The organism is Nakamurella alba, assembly GCF_009707545.1.
In the GTDB taxonomy this organism is placed as follows: Bacteria; Actinomycetota; Actinomycetes; order Mycobacteriales; family Nakamurellaceae; genus Nakamurella; species Nakamurella alba.
Genome location: NZ_WLYK01000008.1, coordinates 21,547 through 38,012, shown reverse-complemented (window position 1 = coordinate 38,012; position 16,466 = coordinate 21,547). Strand labels below are relative to the sequence as shown.

Genomic DNA, 16,466 nt, shown 5'->3' with positions numbered 1-16,466 from the left:
GTCCGCCACCCGATCAGACCCACCTGGCGCTGTTCTCGCAGGTCAGTGCCTGTCGATAATGATCAGTGACACAAACGTGACCATTCCGGGACCGTTCGTTCACCTGTTGACAGGCCTCCGCGTCCGCCGTGGGGGCGACCCGCACCTTGGAGGTACCCGCTCGTGCACGCCCCCCGCCACGGCTCCGTGTCCCCGCTCCGCCGGTGGCTGCTCGCGCTGGCCGCCCTGCTCACCGGGATCACCTCCGTCGTCGTTCTCGCGCCCGCCTCGGGCGCAGCCGGGAAGTCGCTGTCCGCCTCGCCGTCCGGGTCCGGCACCGACTGCACCTCGTCCCGGCCGTGCAGCGTGGTCACCGCGGTCGGCAAGGCGGCCGCCGGTGACACCGTGCTGCTCGCCGGCGGGTCCTACGGCGACGTCGACGTCAAGGGCGGCACCGGCACGGCGAACGCACCGATCACCATCCGGCCGGCCGGCAGCGCCGTGCCGAGCTTCCGGATCCTGAAGACCTACGCGCCGCACGCCAACTGGCAGGGGGTCACGGTCACGCTGAACTTCTACATCCAGGCGGCGGCGGTGGGCACCACGGTCACCCGGTCGAAGGTGATCGGCGGCGGCATGTTCCTGCGCTCCGAGGACGTCGTGGTGCGGGACAACGAGTTCCGCGGCGGGCACTCCATCGACGGCATCCAGATCGCCCGCGCCACCAACGCTCTCGTCGAGGGCAACACCATCCGGGACTATGACCAGAACGGCACCGGCGGCTACCACTCCGACTGCATCCAGATCTTCGACTCGACGAAGATCGTGCTGCGCGGCAACAACATGGCCAACTGCTACAACTCGGCAATCATCTTCTCCACCGGGAGCGGCTGGGGTGTCGACGAGGTCACCATCGAGTCGAACTTCATCCAGGGCTGCCTGGTGGTCTCGAAGAACTGCGGCAACGGCAACACCCTGGACCTGCGCGACCGGCAGTCGACCCGGGTCGTGGTCCGCAACAACACCTTCATGGACGGCAACATCCGGCTCGGGTCGCCCGGCGCGGTGTTCGACCGGAACACTGTCGGCTACCTGACCGACTGCAACGCCCCGATCACCAACAGCGTGATCCTCGACTGGAACAAGGGACTCTGCAAGACGCCCGGGGCCGCCGGGAAGAACGGCAACCGGACCGGGACGCTGGACGTCCGCAACCGGCTGACCGGCGATCTGCACGCGAAGGACTTCTCCCAGGTGCGGATCACGCCGACCGGCAGCCGCAAGCCGGCCGCCGCGGACTACGACGGCGACCCGATCCCGGCCGACATCGCCGGCGCCGACGCCCCTGCCTCCGGCACGCCGACCACCACCGCGAAGCCGACCACGACCGCGAAGCCGACCACGACGACGTCCAGGACCACCACGACCACCACGAAGCCGACCACGACCACCTCGCGCACCACGACGACGTCCAGGACCACCACGACGGCCGCCGACCGGACGAAGCCCACCGTCCGCGTCACGGCGCCGGCCACCAACGCGACCGTGACCGGCCGAGTCACCATGGCCGCGATGGCGTCCGACAACGTGGGCGTCACCCGGGTCACGTTCTTCGTGAACGGCGTCAACCTCGGCGACGGGACGCGGTCCGGCAGCACCTGGTCCCGCACGGTCGACACCTCGAAGTACCCGGCGGGCCGCTACCGGCTGACCGCGCGTGCCTACGACGCGGCCGGCAACTGGGCCGACAGTGCGGCGGTGACCGTCACTCTCCGCTGATCGGAGCAGCGACCTCGACACCTGGAGAGCGTCGCCACGGCCTCACCCACGCACGGACGGTGATCATCAGCGCGACGTGCATTCACCCGGACGGGAGAGGTACACCCCGTACGGCGGACGCCTCCGGCGCCCGGCTCGGCCATACTCGTTCCGTCCGCCGGGCCGCGAACGGTGCCGGATGAACGGTGCGCTCGCCGTGGAGCCGCCGAGGTGGGGTCCTCCGGAGGAATGTGCAGTGACTGTGTCGACCGGGCGTGCCGTGCGCGCCGGAGCCTTCGCCCTCGTCGCGGCCGTCGCACTGAGCGCGGTCGCCTGGAACTCCGCGTCGGCGGCCGGCACCCAGGTCATCCGCCCCGCGGTCGGCGCCGTCGAAGCGACCCAGGCCCCGGTGAACGTGGGCTCAGGGACGGCGTGGGACGGGCCCGGAGTGGCGGTGATCGACTCCGGCACGGACAGCCACACCGACTACAACCTCAAGCAGCAGGTCGACTGCACCGGCCTCGGCTCCGGCGCCGACGGCAACGGGCACGGCACCGGGGTGGCCGGCACCATCGCCGCCTACGACGACAGCAAGGGCATGGCCGGCATCGCCCCCGGGGCGCCGATCTACTCGGTCCGCGTGCTCGACAACAAGCTCAAGGGCTCGATGACCACACTCACCTGCGGCCTGCAGTGGGTGCTGGACAACGCAGCGGCGAAGAACATCAAGGTCGTCAACATGTCGCTCGCCACCACCGGCGCCGACGACGGCAACTGCGGCGCCACCAACAACGACCCGCTGCACGCCCTGGTCTGTCAACTGACCGCCGCCGGGATCCTGGTGGTCGCCTCGGCCGGCAACGAGTCGCGGGATCTCGCGGCCCTGGTCCCGGCCTCCTACGACGAGGTGCTCACCGCCACCAACGTCGTCGACTACGACGGCGCCCCCGGTGGGCTGGGCACCGTCCCGTCCGGCTGCACCGCCACCGACCCGGACGACACCTACTACTACAAGAGCAATTTCGCCGTGTCGGCGGCCGACAAGGCGCACGTGCTGGCCGCGCCCGGCGTCTGCCCGTGGACCACCAAGAAGGGCAACGGCTTCAGCTACATCCAGGCCGGCACCAGCATGTCCGCCGCCGCCCTGTCCGGGGTCGCGCTCAACTGCTACCGCCCGTCCGGCGCCTGCGTCGGCAAGAGCGTCGCCGACGCGAAGGCCACGCTGATCGCCCAGGGCGCCGCCGCCGCGCAGCGCGGGCACACCTTCCTCGGCGATCCCACCCGGCCCGTCGCCGGCAAGTACTTCGGCTACGCCGCCTCCACCGTCCCGGTGACCGGCACCACCACCCCGCCGACGAGCACCACCACCAGCACGACCACCACACCCACCACGACACCCACCACCAGCACCACGACGCCGACCACCACGACACCCACCACGCCGACGACGCCCACCACGTCGACCACGACACCGACGACGTCCACGACCACCAGCACCACCACCACTCCGACGACGTCCACGACCACCACCACGCCGACGACGAGCACCACCACCAGCACGACCACCACGCCGACCACAACCACGAGCACGAGCACGAGCACCACGACCAGCACGACCAGCACGACGACATCCACCACGACGACACCCACCACGACGACGACCAGTACCCCGGCACCGGACCGCACGGCTCCGACGGCCGTGATCACCGCGCCCGCCGCCAACACCACGGTCAGCGGGACGGTGACGCTCACCGCCACCGCGACCGACAACGTCGGGGTCACCGGCGTCAGCTTCTGGGTCGGGACGACCAAGCTGGGCGACGGGACACAGTCCGGCACCACGTGGTCGGCGGCGATCAACTCGAGGACGTTCCCGAACGGCACCTACTCGGTGGTGGCGAAGGCCAAGGACGCCGCGGGCAACACCGGGACCAGCGCCGCTGTCAAGCTGATCGTCAAGAACTGACGGAGCGCGCCGGCGGCACCGCCCTGGCGGCGAAGGCTGCGAAACGGGTCTACCACCGGGCAACGGCCCGCGGTCGAGCCGATCGTCAAGAACTTCCGAGAACCTGCCGGTACACCGCCGAGGTTGCGGAGGCGGGAGACGTGCCCGTCACCACCGCGAGCTGCAGCGATCAAGCTGATCGTCAAGAACTGACGAGATCCGGCCGGCTCACATCGGGCGACGAGGCCACTGACCTGGCCGGCACCGGCACCAGCGGCGACCTCAGGCCGGTCGTCCGGAACTGACGAGATCCGGCCGGCTCACACCGGTCGACGAGGTCACTGACCTGGCCGGCACTGGTACCAGCCGCGGCATCAGGCCGGTCGTCCGGAACTGACGAGGATCCGGCCGGGTCAGACCGGGGTACCGGATCCGGACCGCGCCGTCCCGGACGACCCGGCGACGGGGTCCGTCGGCCCGGCCGCCTCCACGGCGCCGCCCGACGACGAGCGTTGCCCCGGCACCGAGGAGCGTTGCACGGGCACCGATGTCGATGTGCGTTGCCCGGGCACCGGGGTGCGCTGCTCCGGTACCGATGCGCCCCCGCCAGGCCCTCCGGCCCCGACCGTCGCTGCTGTCGGAGCGTCGCCGGCCGTCACAGCCGGAGCTGCGGCACCCTGCCGGAACCGTCGACGGGCCTTCTCGAAGGGCTTCTCGACCGCCACCCGGAGCAGCAGCGCCGCCCCGAGCATCAGCACCCCGGCGAGCAGCAGCTCGACGACCTTCGGCGCATGTACGTACTGCTCGACAACCATCAGCACCGGACGGTGCACCAGGTAGAGCGAGTAGGAGAGCACGCCGATGTAGGCCAGCGGCCGCCAGTTGAGCACCAGGCCGGGCAGCGACCGCGGGGCCAGGACCACCGCCACGAAAACACCTACCAGACAGAGGGATTGGCCGGTGTACCCGACCGACATCACCACCGACTCGGGCAGTTCGCTGATCCCCCAGAACGCGGCGAACGAGGCCACGGCCACCAGGGTCCACGGCCAGTTCCGCCGCGGTGGACGCATGTCCAGCACCGGGTTCCACGCCAGCGCCAGCACCGATCCCCAGAGGATCGCGTCGGCCCGGGTGTCGGTCGCCAGGTAGACGCGGTCGTAACCGGCGCCGTGGGTGACCAGCCACGTGCGCCACACCAGGATCGCCACGCAGATCCCGGCGAGCACCCCGGCCTGGCCCAGCCGGCGCAGTCGGGTCCGCCGCAGCACCAGGTACAGCACGGGTAGCACCAGGTAGAAGTGCTCCTCGACCGCCAGCGACCACAGCGCGTTCATCCCCGCCGGGATGCCCTCACGGCCGGAGCCGATCAGGTAGTAGTTCTGCCAGAAGGTGGCGGCCGAGGTGACTCCCCAGCCGGACATCCGGTCCGGGAGCACGTCGACGAGGCTCATCACGATCGCGGCCACCAGCACGACGTACAGCGGCGGCAGGATGCGGAAGGTCCGGCGCAGATAGAAGTCCCTGATCGAGATCGTTCCGGTGCGTTCGGCTTCGCGGCGCAGCAGCGTGGTGATGAGGTAGCCGGACAGGAAGAAGAAGATCGTCACCCCGGTGGACCCGACGATGTACTGCGGCAGGCCCGCGTGGCCCCACACCACGATCCCGATCGCCAACGCGCGGAGCCCGTCCAGCGACGGGATCTGCTGGGAACGTCCCTGTGCCATCCGACCTCCCGCCCTGTGGTTGCGGGGATCGTAGGGCCCGGATTGCCCGGTTCCACAGCCTGCTCACAACCCGTGGACCTGCGGGAACGGTGGTTCTCCGGCATCCGGTCGTGGGGAATTCAGCACTCTGCCGCTACGTCTGCAGAGGCATCAGCAGCCCGGATGGCACCGCCGTCGCCACCGCAACGCCGTCAGCAATGACCGTCGGTGACGGGCACATCCACCGTTCGCCGGGAACGGCGTCCGTCACCCGAAGTCCGAACGGTCCCGGACACCCTCGCACGCCTCGGCGCGACCGAGCGAGCGCCTGTGACCGCACAGCGCCGGGTCGTTCTGGCCAACCGGCCGAGCGGGGCGGCCACGGGGGCCGCGACGCCCTCAGAGCAGCTGCGTCCGCAGCTCGTGACCGCCGTCGGTGCGCGCGCTCTCGTAGAAGATGCGGGTGCGACCGGACCCGGGATCGGTCACCGCGGTCAGGTAGCGCAGGCCCCCGGACCCCTCCGGCGAGACGAACACCGGTGCGGCGGCCACCGGCCGGAAGATCCCGTCGACGCCCGCCGAGAGGGCCGCCCCGGTCCGTTCCTCCCAGTTCTCCGCAGCCGAGGCCCGCCCGTCGTAGAACATCAGCAGCCCGTCGGCAACGTCCAGCAGTGCTGCCGGCCGCACACCGCGGGCGTCCCAGGTCCCCGCTGTTCCGGTGAGCACGGTGCCCTGCCACGTCCAGTCGATGCCGTCGGTGGAGGTGGCGTGATCCACCGTCATCCGGTCGGTGGCATCGGGGTCGTCGAGCGGGTGGCAGGAGGCCCACAGGTGCCACGTCCCTGACTGCTCGCCCGCGCTGACGACGTGACCGGCAATGTCGGCGAGACCAGCACTCCCGGCGGCAGCGGCTCCCTCGGCGGCAGCGGCACTCCCGGCGGCAGCGGCCCTTCCGGCGGCACTCGCCCTTCCGGCAGCACCGGCCTTCCCGGCAGCACCGGCCTCATCGGCGCCCGGCACCCACCGGATCACCGGATCCTTCACGGCGACGACCGCCGGGTCACCGGCCAGCACGGTGCGCGGCGGCGCATCCGGCAGCCCCTCGAGGGTGTCCGCCTCCAGCAGGTCGACCCGCCAGTGCTTGCTGCCGACCGTCGCGCAGCTGATGTACAGCCGCCAGCGCCCCTCCGGCGTGCGCACCAGGCACGGTCGCTCCAGCGAGTCGCAGTCGTGCCGTTCCCGGTCGATCACCGCGACGGTGCGCGGGGTCTCGCCGTCCTCGCTCACCGCGATCACGTTCGCGAAGCCACGGCCCTCCCCCACCGGCCGGCGCATCCGGTACGCCAGCACGATCGTTTCGCCGTCCACCACCGCCGACGGACCGCCGACCCACGACCCGGGCCGGGGATCGTCCGGCACCAGAAGTGTTGTCCCAGCGGCGAAGTCGATCCTGGAGAGGAGCTCCGCGACGGTGGGGAGCGGGCCGGGCATCAGGTCAGGAACCGGTAGGCGGGGCTGCCCGGATCGATCCGTTCCACCTGCATCGGGCCGCTCGCCATCCGCTCCAGCAGACCCGGAAGCCCTTCCGGCGCACCGAGTTCGATGCCGACCAGGGCCGGCCCGGTCTCCCGGTTGTTCCGCTTCACGTATTCGAACAAGGTGATGTCGTCGTCCGGCCCGAGCACCTCGTCCAGGAACCGGCGCAGCGCGCCCGGCTCCTGCGGGAAGTCGACCAGGAAGTAGTGCTTGAGACCGGCATGCACGAGCGATCTCTCGAGCACCTCGCCGTACCGGGAGACGTCGTTGTTGCCACCGGAGACCAGGCAGACCACGGTCTGACCCGGTCGCGGCCGGACGGCCCGCAGCGCGGCCACCGAGAGCGCGCCGGCCGGCTCCGCGATGATGCCCTCGTTCTGGTACAGCCCGAGCATCTCGGTGCAGATGGCGCCCTCGTCCACGGCGATCACCTCCAGTGGGCGCCGTTGCAGCACCGCGAAGGGCAGTGCGCCGATCTGCCGGACGGCAGCGCCGTCGACGAACGGGTCGATGTGGTCCAGCCGGACCGGGCGGCCGGCGGCCAGCGCGGCGGTCAGCGACGCCGCACCCGTCGGTTCCGCCCCGACCAGTCGCACCTGCGGGTGGTCGGCCAGTGCCGTGGCCACCCCGGCGATCAGCCCGGCACCGCCCACCGGCACCACCAGCACGTCCGGGGCCGCGCCGAGCTGCTCCAGGATCTCGACGGCCACCGTGCCCTGCCCGGCGACCGTGCGCGCATCGTCGAACGGCGGCACCGGCACCGCACCGGTGCGCCCCGCGTGCCGCGCCGCCGCCTCGGCCGCGTCGTCGAAGGTGTCGCCGACCATGATCAGCTCGACCTGGTCACCGCCGTGCGCCCGGATCCGGTCCCGCTTCTGGCGCGGGGTGGTCCGCGGCAGGTAGATGGTGCCGTCGATGCCCAGGGCCCGGCAGGCGTACGCCACACCCTGGGCATGGTTGCCCGCGCTGGCGCAGACCACCCCGGACTCCCGCTCCACCGGGCCGAGCTGGGCCATCAGGTTGTAGGCGCCGCGGAGCTTGTAGCTGCGCACCCGCTGCTGGTCCTCGCGCTTGAGGTAGACCGTCGCCCCGGTCAGCGCGGACAGCCGGTCCGACCGTTCCAGCGGGGTGCGGGCGACCACGCCGGAGATCCGCCGGGCGGCCGCCGCGATGTCCGCGCCGGTGGGGAGCGGATCGGAGGTGGCGGACGGGGGCGCTGCCGGGGTGCTCGTGCTGGTCACCGGACCATCCTGCCCGGTCGTCACCGGTTCCCCCGTTCCGGCCCGGCGGAGCGGCCCGGACGATAAAATTCCTGTGTGGATCCGTTCGTGCTCACCCTCCTCCTGGTGGGCGCGGCCGGGGTCGTCCTGCTGCTGCTCGCGCTCGTGATCGGCGACTTCTCGCACCTCGGGCACCCGGATGCCGACGGTCCGTTCTCGTTGCCCGCGCTCTGCGCGTTCATCGGCGGCGGCGGTTTCGCCGGAGCCATCGCGGCCACCGTGCTGGACGGCATCCCGGAGGCCTGGCGGATCACCGGGTCCATCGGGATCGGGCTGGTCGCCGCCGTCCCACTGGCCTGGCTGGTCGTCCGGTTCGCCGGCGCGCTGATGCGGATGCGCACCGACGAGACGCTGTCCGACTCGCACCTGATGGGCGCGCTCGGCGTCGTGATCAGCGCGATCCCGGCCGGTGGGCTGGGCGAGGTGCGGCTGTCGGTCGCCGGGCAGCAGCTGAAGTACAACGCCCGCGCGGAGGACGCGCTCGCTCCGGGCACGCCGGTCTACGTGATCGGCACCCCGTCGGCCACGTCGGTCGAGGTGGTCTCGGTCGCACCGTGAGTGCGGGGCCGACCCCGCCACGTCCGGCGGTCGCGCCGGACGGCCTCCGACGGCCGGGCACTCGGGACGCACCGCAGCACCGCACCGACCCGAGCACCACCGGATCCCGAGCAGTACCGGACCTGAGCACCGCAAGACCGAGCACCACGAGACCTGAACACCAGCAGACCTGAGCACCACGAGACCTGAGCACCACCCGAGAAAGACCCCGAGAAAGGGCCCTTCCCATGTCACCCGTCCTGATCGCCATCGGCGGCATCGTCGTCCTCGTCGTGCTGCTGGTCCTGCTCGTACTGTCCCGGATCAAGGTGGCCGGCCCGAACCAGGCCTTCCTGGTCACCGGCCGCCGCGGCAACAGCACCACCTCCGCCACCGGCGAGATCTCCACCGACTCCTCCGGCCAGAAGGTCGTGATGGGGGCGAGCGTCTTCGTCCTGCCGATCGTGCAGAAGCTCAACACCATCGACCTGTCCAGCCGTCGGATCCCGGTCGGCATCCGGGGCGCGGTGTCCAAGCAGGGCGTCAAGTGCGACCTGGAAGGCGTGGCCATCGTCAAGGTGGGCGGGTCCGAGTCCAGCGTCCGGGCCGCGGCCCAGCGCTTCCTCAACCAGCAGCAGGGCATCGACGTGTTCACCTCCGAGGTACTGGCCGGTGCGCTGCGGTCGATCGTCGGCCGGCTGACCATCGAGGAGATCATCCGGGACCGGGCGGCTTTCGCCTCGGCGGTCGCCGAGGAGGCCGAGACGTCGCTCACCGGCCAGGGTCTGGTGCTGGACACCTTCCAGCTGCAGGACATCCAGGCCGAGGGAACCTATCTCGCGGATCTCGGACGGCCGGAAGCCGCGCGGGTGGTCAAGGAAGCGGCGATCGCCGAGGCCCGGGCCCGCCAGGCCGCCGAGCAGGAGCGGCTGCTCGCCGAGGAGGCCATCGCGGTGGCGAACCGCCAGCTGGCCCTGAAGCAGGCACAGATCTCGGCCGAGATCGACGCGGCGAAGGCCGAGTCGGACGCGGCCGGTCCGCTGGCCAAGGCGGCGCAGGACCAGCGGGTGCTCACCGAGCAGGAGAAGGTCGCCGAGCGCACCGCGGCACTGACCGAGCGGCAGCTGGACACCCAGGTGCGCAAGCCGGCGGACGCCGAGCGGTACCGGATCGAGCAGGAGGCGGAGGGCCGCAAGACGGCCACCATCGCCCAGGCCGAGGCGAACCAGCGGGCCACCATCGCGAAGGCGGACGCCGACCGGCAGGCCACCATCGCGGCCGCACAGGCCGCCGCCGAGCAGGCGAAGCTGACCGGTGAGGGCGAGCGGTCCCGGCGGTCGGCGCTGGCCGAGGCCGAGGCGATCGAGGGCGCGAAGAAGGGCGAGGCCGAGCGGCTCCGGCGGCAGGCGATCGCCGAGGCCGTGGAGAGCGAGGGCGCCGCGGAGGCGTCCGCGATTACCGCACGCGGCCAGGCCGAGGCCGGGGCGATGGACCTGCGGGCGCAGGCGTTCTCCACCTACGGCGAGGCCGCCGTGCTGGACCTGCTGGTCAAGGTGCTCCCGGAGATCGTCGAGGCAGCCGGCAAGCCGCTGGCCGCGGTCGACAAGATGACCGTGATCAGCGCCGACGGTGCGCAGTCGCTGACCCGGTCGGTGGCCGGCACCGTCGCCCAGGGCATCGCACTGACCAACGACCTCACCGGGACCGACCTGACCGCGCTGCTCAAGGCCGTCACCGACCGGGCGACCGCGAAGGCCGGGAACGGGACCACCGCGGCCGGCTCGACAGCGGCCGCCGGGAGCGGGAGCGGGAACGGCAAGGGCATCGAGTCGGTGCCGATCGACGGCACCACCCGCTGATCCGGGCGGTCGGGGAGCCACAGGGATCACACACAGCCTCACAGTCGGATGTGCGGTTCTGTTTGTTAGGTTGACCCGGTCCCAGCAGGCGGCGACCAGGAGGAGGCACCGTGCTCGCCCAGGTCCGGCAGGCCCGCATCCTCGACGAGGTGCGTCGCACCGGCGGTGTCCGGGTCTCGGATCTGACCGTGCTGCTGGGTGTCTCGGACATGACGGTGCGGCGGGACCTGGATGCGCTGGATCGCAAGGGACTGCTCGCCAAGGTGCACGGCGGCGCCACCGCGGTGGAGACGGTCACCGCGGTGGAGCCGGACTTCGAGACCAAGAGCGTCCGCGAACTGGAGGAGAAGGAGGCGATCGCGGCGCACGCCGCGACGCTGGTCCGCCCGGGCATGGCGATCGCGATCACCGCCGGCACCACCACCTGGACCCTGGCCCGGCACCTGGCCGAGGTGCCGGACCTCACCGTCGTCACCAACTCGCTCAAGGTGGCCGAGGTGCTGCACCACCACGAGCGGCCGGACCTGACGGTGGTGCTCACCGGCGGGCTCCGCACCCCGTCCGACGGGTTGATCGGACCCGTTGCGGTGCAGGCGATCCGGTCGCTCCGGGTGGACATGGTGATCATGGGTGTGCACGGCGTCGACGAGCACGCCGGGCTCACCACGCCGAACCTGATGGAGGCGGAGACCAACCGTGCGCTGGTCGAATCGGCCCGCCGGCTGGTGGTGGTCGCCGACCACACCAAGTGGGGCGTGGTGGGTCTCGCCCAGATCGTGCCGCTGCGGTCGATCTCCACCTTCATCACCGACGACCATCTCGAGCCGCACGCGGCCGAGGTCCTCGCCGACCAGGTCGGCGAGGTCATCCTGCTGCCCACGCCGGATCCCCCGGCCGAACACGACGAAGGACGACGAGCATGAAGACCCTGGTGGTCGGCGGAGCCGGTTACATCGGATCCGTGGTGGTACGGCTGCTGCTGGCCGAGGGCCACGCGGTGACGATCCTGGACGACCTGTCGACCGGTCACTCCGACTCGGTGCCCGACGGGGTGGAACTGGTGGTCGGCGACATCTCCACCGCCGGGGACGTGTTGCGCGGCAACGGTTTCGACGCGGTGCTGCACTTCGCGGCGAAGTCCTTGGTCGGCGAGTCGGTGGTGCGGCCGTCGCTCTACTGGCACACCAACGTCATCGGCAGCCGGGCGCTGCTGGACGCCATCACCGAGCACGAGGTGCCGCGGCTGGTGTTCTCCTCGACCGCCGCCACCTACGGCGAACCCGACGTCGTGCCGATCACCGAGGACACCCCGACCCGGCCGACCAACACCTACGGCGCCACGAAACTGGCCGTGGACATGATGATCTCGAACGAGTGCGCGGCCACACCGCTGGCCGCGGTGTCGCTCCGGTACTTCAACGTGGCCGGCGCGGCCTGGGGCGCCGGCGAGCGGCACACCACCGAGACCCACCTGATCCCGATCGCGCTGGACGCCGCCGACGGCCGCCGGGACAAGCTCGACATCTACGGCGACGACTGGCCCACCCCGGACGGCACCGCGGTCCGCGACTACGTGCACGTCGCCGACCTGGCGAGGGCGCACGTGCTGGCGCTCACCGCCGCCGATCCCGGCGAGCACCTGATCTGCAACCTCGGCAACGGCAACGGGTTCTCGGTGCGCGAGGTGGTCTCCTGCGTCGAGGACGTGACCGGGCTGCCGCTGCCGGTGGCGGCGGCCCCGCGCCGGGCCGGCGATCCCGCCCGGCTCGTGGCCTCGGCCGACCGGGCCAAGGCGCGGCTGGGCTGGGAACCCGAGCACGACCTGCGCCGCATGGTCGCCGATGCCTGGGAGTTCACCCGCTCCCGGTAGCGGTCCCCCGCACCGGTGACTGACGGACACCGACGGACACCGACACCGGCCGCTCCACCGACGACTGCACCGGCCGCACCACAGGCCGCACCACCGACGACAGCACCATCGGCTGCGCGCCGAGTGCACCGGCGACTCGCGCCGATTGCACCGGCGACTCGCGACGGTGGAGGCGGCAACCAGGGGCGGTCGGGCGGACAAGCGAGTTGCACCGGTAGGCTGCACCCATCCCTCCGGGGACCTCCTCGTTACCCCGTGCAGCGGACGACACCCCCGGCCGGGCCTTTCGGGGACCATGCCGCCTCCGGCGGCTGTCATGAAGGCCCCTGCCATGCCCCCGACCACACGGTCCGAACAACCCGGTTCGTCCTCCCTCTGGCACCTGCCCGCCCTGCGCCGGCAGATCGTGCTCGCGCTGCTCTCGTTCGGCGGCTTCTTCGTCACGCTGTCCTCGATCCCGCTCTGGGCGGTCGACGGCGGGGTGCCGGAGGGGCTGGCCGGCCTGGCCACCACGGTGATGCTCGCCGCGACGGTGGCCACCCAGCTGTTCGTGCCGGCGATGGTCCGGCGGTTCGGCCAACCGGTGGTGCTGGCCGCCGGCCTGATCGCCCTCGGAGCGCCCACCCCGCTGCTGCTGCTGGACCGGGACCTGTGGTGGTTGCTCGTGGTCTCGGCGATCCGCGGTCTGGGCTTCGCGGTGGTCACCGTGCTGATGCCGATCGTCGCCACCCAGATAGCGCCACCGGGGCGGCACGGTGAGGCGATCGGCATCTACGGCCTCGCGATCGCGATTCCCAACCTGATCGCGATCCCGCTGTCCGTGGCGCTGACCACCGCCGGGCACTTCGCCGTGGTCGCCTGGATCGGCGCGCTGCCGTTGCTGGCCCTGCCGCTGATCCGCAGTTTCCCGGCACCGGCCCCGGTCACCACGGACCCGCGGGATCCCGGGGCCGGACGGGCCCGCGTCCCCGTCGGCGCGCTGACCGGCATCACCCTGGTACTGCTGGTGATCACCATGATCGGCGGCGGCCTGCTGGCGATCCTGCCGGTGCAGCTGCCGTCCGGATCGTTGGCCACGGTGGCGCTGCTGCTGTTCGGGCTCACCTCGGCGGTCGCCCGCTGGCGGTCCGGGGTGCTCGCCGACCGCACGGGCTCCCGGCCGCTGCTCGTCGGCGGTCTGGTGTTCGCGGTGGTGGCGCTGTTGCTGATGTCCGGCGGGCTGCTGCTCGATCCCGGCCCCACAAGGACGGTCATGGTGCTGGTCGGCGCCGCCATCCTCGGCGTCGGCTACGGCGCGGTGCAGAACCTCTCGCTGCTGGTCAGTTTCGTGCTGGCCGGCCCCGACCGGCGGGCCACCGCCAGCGCGCTGTGGAACGCCACCTTCGATGCCGGCACCGCGGTCGGCGCCCTGCTGATCGGGGCGGTGGCCGCCGGGGCGGGGCTCGGGCCGGTGCTGGCCGGCTGCGCCGCGCTGGTCGCGGCCACCCTGCTGCCCGCCTGGCGCAGCACGCCGCGCTGAACCGCGCCGCCGCACCCGGCGCCGCTGCCCTGTTGATCGACGAACGGAAGTCGGCGCCGGCAGGGGGCCGACACCGTGCCGCCGGGCGCGGCTCAGCACGCTGCCGATCGGTTGTACCGCTGCGAGCTGCAGCGATGTGAGCTAGCGCTGTGCGGGTTCCCGGAGTGAGCACTCTCTCGCCGGCCCAACCCACGCCGCCGGTGACCCGTCCCTCCTGCATGACACACGCACCACGACGCATCGCACTGGTCGCCCACGACAACAAGAAGGTCGAACTGCTCACCTGGGCCGAGTTCAACCTCGGCACGCTGCGCGAGCACGAACTGTTCGCCACCGGTACCACCGGCACCATGCTGGAGTACGAGCTCGGCCTGCCGGTCCACCGGTTCCTGTCCGGACCGCTGGGCGGTGATCAGCAGATCGGCGCGAAGATCGCCGAGGGGCTGATCGACCTGCTGGTCTTCTTCTGGGACCCGCTGGAGCCGCAGCCGCACGACCCCGACGTGAAGGCACTGCTACGCCTGGCCGCCGTCTGGAACGTGCCGGTGGCGAGCAACCTGGCCACCGCCGACATGATCATCTCCTCGCCACTGCTGGCCGGTGACTACGTCCCGGCGCGACCGGAGCACGACCGACCGGCCACCGGAAAGGCGGAGTTCCCCCGCGCCGCCTGAACGGACAGATGTCACGGATGCGGCCCGACCACGAGCGCTCGGCCAACCGGGACCGCCGATTTCCCGCGAGCCCGAGGGTCGTGTCGGCCCCGGGCCGGTCGGATGCGGGAAGCGCGTCGCCCGCCGGGACCCGGCAGCCGCACTCGACGATCGGGCCGCGGGGTTCCGCTCGCGGCCGGAGCCTGATCATGCCCGGACTCCGGGCGGGAGCGGGTCGCCCGGCGAAGACCTGACCCGCGGCCCTGGTGCGACCTACCAGCCGACGGTGGCGTCCCGCAGGGCGTCGTACTGCTCGCGGACACGTGGCTGCGGCTCGCCCTCGAAGGCAACGCTCGGCGCGGGCGCCCAGAGCGGCGGGGTGGCGGCACCGGAGAGCGCCCAAGCGGCCTGCCGGGCGGCGCCCAGCGCGACGTACTCGCCCGGCTCCAGCACCTGCACCTGCTGGCCGAAGACCGACGGCGCCAGCTGCTGCACCGCGGCGTTCCGGGACCCACCACCGATCATCAGCACCCGGTTCGGCTTCACGTCCAGCGCGTCCACCGCATCGGCCAGCGAGCAGAGCAGCGACTCGACCGCGGCGCGGGCGAAGTTCTCCCGGGTCACCCCGGAGGTGAGGCCGCGCAGCACACCGGTCGCGTCCGGCCGGTTCGGCGTGCGCTCGCCGTCCAGGTACGGCAGCAGCGTGAGCCCGCCGGCACCCGGCTCGCCGGCCAGCGCCAACCGGGCGAACTCGTCGTGGTCCACCCCGAGCAGGGTGCCCACCACGGCCAGCACCCGGGAGGCGTTGACCGTGCACACCAGCGGCAGGTAACGCCCGGTGGCGTCGCAGAAGCCGGACACCGAACCGGTCGGCTCGGCCGTCGGGGCGTCGGCAACGCAGAACGCGGTGCCGGAGGTGCCGATGGACACCACCACGTCGCCGTCGGCGATGGCCAGGCCCAGTGCGGCGGCCATGTTGTCGCCGGTGCCGGCGGACAGCACCTGACCGGACGGGGTGCGCAGGGCGACCGCGCCCGGGTCGACCAGCCGCGGCAGCACCGGTGCGGTGTCCCGGCCCAGTGCCCAGGCCGCGACCTCCGGCAGCCAGGCGCGCTGTGCCGGCGAGTAGTACCCGGTACCGGAGGCCTCGCCGTGATCGGTGATCAGGTCGGCGCCGGCCTCGGTACCACCGGCCAGCTTCCAGGTCAGCCAGTCGTGCGGCAGCGCGACCGAGGCGGTGCGGGCCGCGTTCTCCGGCTCGTGCTCGGCCATCCAGCGCAGCTTCGTCACCGTGAACGAGGCAGGCGGGACGGATCCGATGGTGTCGGCACACGCCTGCGGGCCGCCGAGATGCTCGACCACGGTGTCGATCTGGGGCGCCGACCGGAGATCGTTCCAGAGCAGCGCCGGGCGCACCACCTCGCCGTCCGCGTCCAGCGCCACCATGCCGTGCTGCTGCCCGCCGACGCCGATGGCCGCGGCCCGGTCCAGCAGGCCGCGACCGGCCTCCTGCAGGGCGGCCCACCACGCCGCCGGGTGCACCTCGGTGCCGCCGGGGTGCGGCGCGCTGGCCTGGTCGACCACCACGCCGTCCTCGGCACGGACCAGCAGCACCTTGACGGACTGGGTGGACGAGTCGATGCCGGCAACCAGGGTTTCGCTCACCTCGCCATCATCCCCTGACTCCGGACCGGACGCACACCCCGGCAGGAACGTACGGCCACCGGACGATCACCGGTGTTGTGGCCGGTCACCGGGCGACCACTGGCGACGTGGCCGGTCACCGGACGACCGCCGGTGTAGTGGCCGGTCATCGGACGATCA

General features: G+C 72.1%; 12 protein-coding genes. 8 read left to right on the top strand and 4 right to left on the bottom strand.

Annotated features, from left to right (window positions below; translation table 11 throughout):
* The first annotated feature begins 162 nt into the window (after positions 1 to 162).
* Positions 163 to 1,758: an Ig-like domain-containing protein gene (locus tag GIS00_RS17980; protein WP_154769850.1), complete on the top strand. Its 1,596-nt coding sequence runs from the start codon at positions 163 to 165 to the stop codon at positions 1,756 to 1,758.
* A 235-nt stretch (positions 1,759 to 1,993) separates the two neighbouring features.
* Positions 1,994 to 3,703 (top strand): S8 family serine peptidase, encoded by a 1,710-nt coding sequence (locus GIS00_RS26985; RefSeq protein WP_196073345.1) that lies wholly within the window; start codon positions 1,994 to 1,996, stop codon positions 3,701 to 3,703.
* A gap of 392 nt (positions 3,704 to 4,095) precedes the next feature.
* Here GIS00_RS26985 and GIS00_RS17970 read toward each other — a convergent pair whose 3' ends face one another.
* From GIS00_RS17970 to ilvA, 3 genes are all read right to left on the bottom strand, one after another.
* Positions 4,096 to 5,409 (bottom strand): acyltransferase family protein, encoded by a 1,314-nt coding sequence (locus tag GIS00_RS17970; RefSeq protein ID WP_154769849.1) that lies wholly within the window; start codon positions 5,407 to 5,409, stop codon positions 4,096 to 4,098.
* A gap of 378 nt (positions 5,410 to 5,787) precedes the next feature.
* Positions 5,788 to 6,879, bottom strand: coding sequence for a glycoside hydrolase family protein (locus GIS00_RS17965; protein ID WP_154769848.1), 1,092 nt, complete (start codon positions 6,877 to 6,879; stop codon positions 5,788 to 5,790).
* Positions 6,879 to 8,165, bottom strand: coding sequence for a threonine ammonia-lyase IlvA (ilvA, locus tag GIS00_RS29065; RefSeq protein ID WP_322098093.1), 1,287 nt, complete (start codon positions 8,163 to 8,165; stop codon positions 6,879 to 6,881). The genes GIS00_RS17965 and ilvA overlap by 1 nt, the downstream gene beginning before the upstream one ends.
* Positions 8,166 to 8,240: 75 nt before the next feature.
* Here ilvA and GIS00_RS29060 point away from each other — a divergent pair, with 75 nt between their 5' ends.
* The 6 genes from GIS00_RS29060 (at position 8,241) to GIS00_RS17930 (ending at position 14,663) form a co-directional block, all read left to right on the top strand.
* On the top strand, positions 8,241 to 8,762 hold the full coding sequence (locus GIS00_RS29060) for an NfeD family protein (RefSeq protein ID WP_154769847.1): 522 nt from the start codon (positions 8,241 to 8,243) through the stop codon (positions 8,760 to 8,762).
* A 227-nt stretch (positions 8,763 to 8,989) separates the two neighbouring features.
* Positions 8,990 to 10,600, top strand: coding sequence for a flotillin family protein (locus GIS00_RS17950; RefSeq protein WP_154769846.1), 1,611 nt, complete (start codon positions 8,990 to 8,992; stop codon positions 10,598 to 10,600).
* 110 nt (positions 10,601 to 10,710) lie between these two features.
* Positions 10,711 to 11,523, top strand: a complete 813-nt coding sequence (locus GIS00_RS17945; RefSeq protein WP_322098092.1) for a DeoR/GlpR family DNA-binding transcription regulator — start codon at positions 10,711 to 10,713, stop codon at positions 11,521 to 11,523.
* Positions 11,520 to 12,470, top strand: a complete 951-nt coding sequence (galE, locus tag GIS00_RS17940) for a UDP-glucose 4-epimerase GalE (RefSeq protein WP_154769845.1) — start codon at positions 11,520 to 11,522, stop codon at positions 12,468 to 12,470. The genes GIS00_RS17945 and galE overlap by 4 nt, the downstream gene beginning before the upstream one ends.
* A gap of 331 nt (positions 12,471 to 12,801) precedes the next feature.
* On the top strand, positions 12,802 to 13,989 hold the full coding sequence (locus GIS00_RS17935; protein ID WP_196073344.1) for an MFS transporter: 1,188 nt from the start codon (positions 12,802 to 12,804) through the stop codon (positions 13,987 to 13,989).
* A 218-nt stretch (positions 13,990 to 14,207) separates the two neighbouring features.
* On the top strand, positions 14,208 to 14,663 hold the full coding sequence (locus GIS00_RS17930; protein WP_154769843.1) for a methylglyoxal synthase: 456 nt from the start codon (positions 14,208 to 14,210) through the stop codon (positions 14,661 to 14,663).
* 252 nt (positions 14,664 to 14,915) lie between these two features.
* Here the strand turns inward: GIS00_RS17930 and xylB are convergent, their stop codons facing one another.
* Positions 14,916 to 16,307: a xylulokinase gene (gene xylB / locus GIS00_RS17925; RefSeq protein ID WP_322098091.1), complete on the bottom strand. Its 1,392-nt coding sequence runs from the start codon at positions 16,305 to 16,307 to the stop codon at positions 14,916 to 14,918.
* Positions 16,308 to 16,466: the final 159 nt, after the last annotated feature.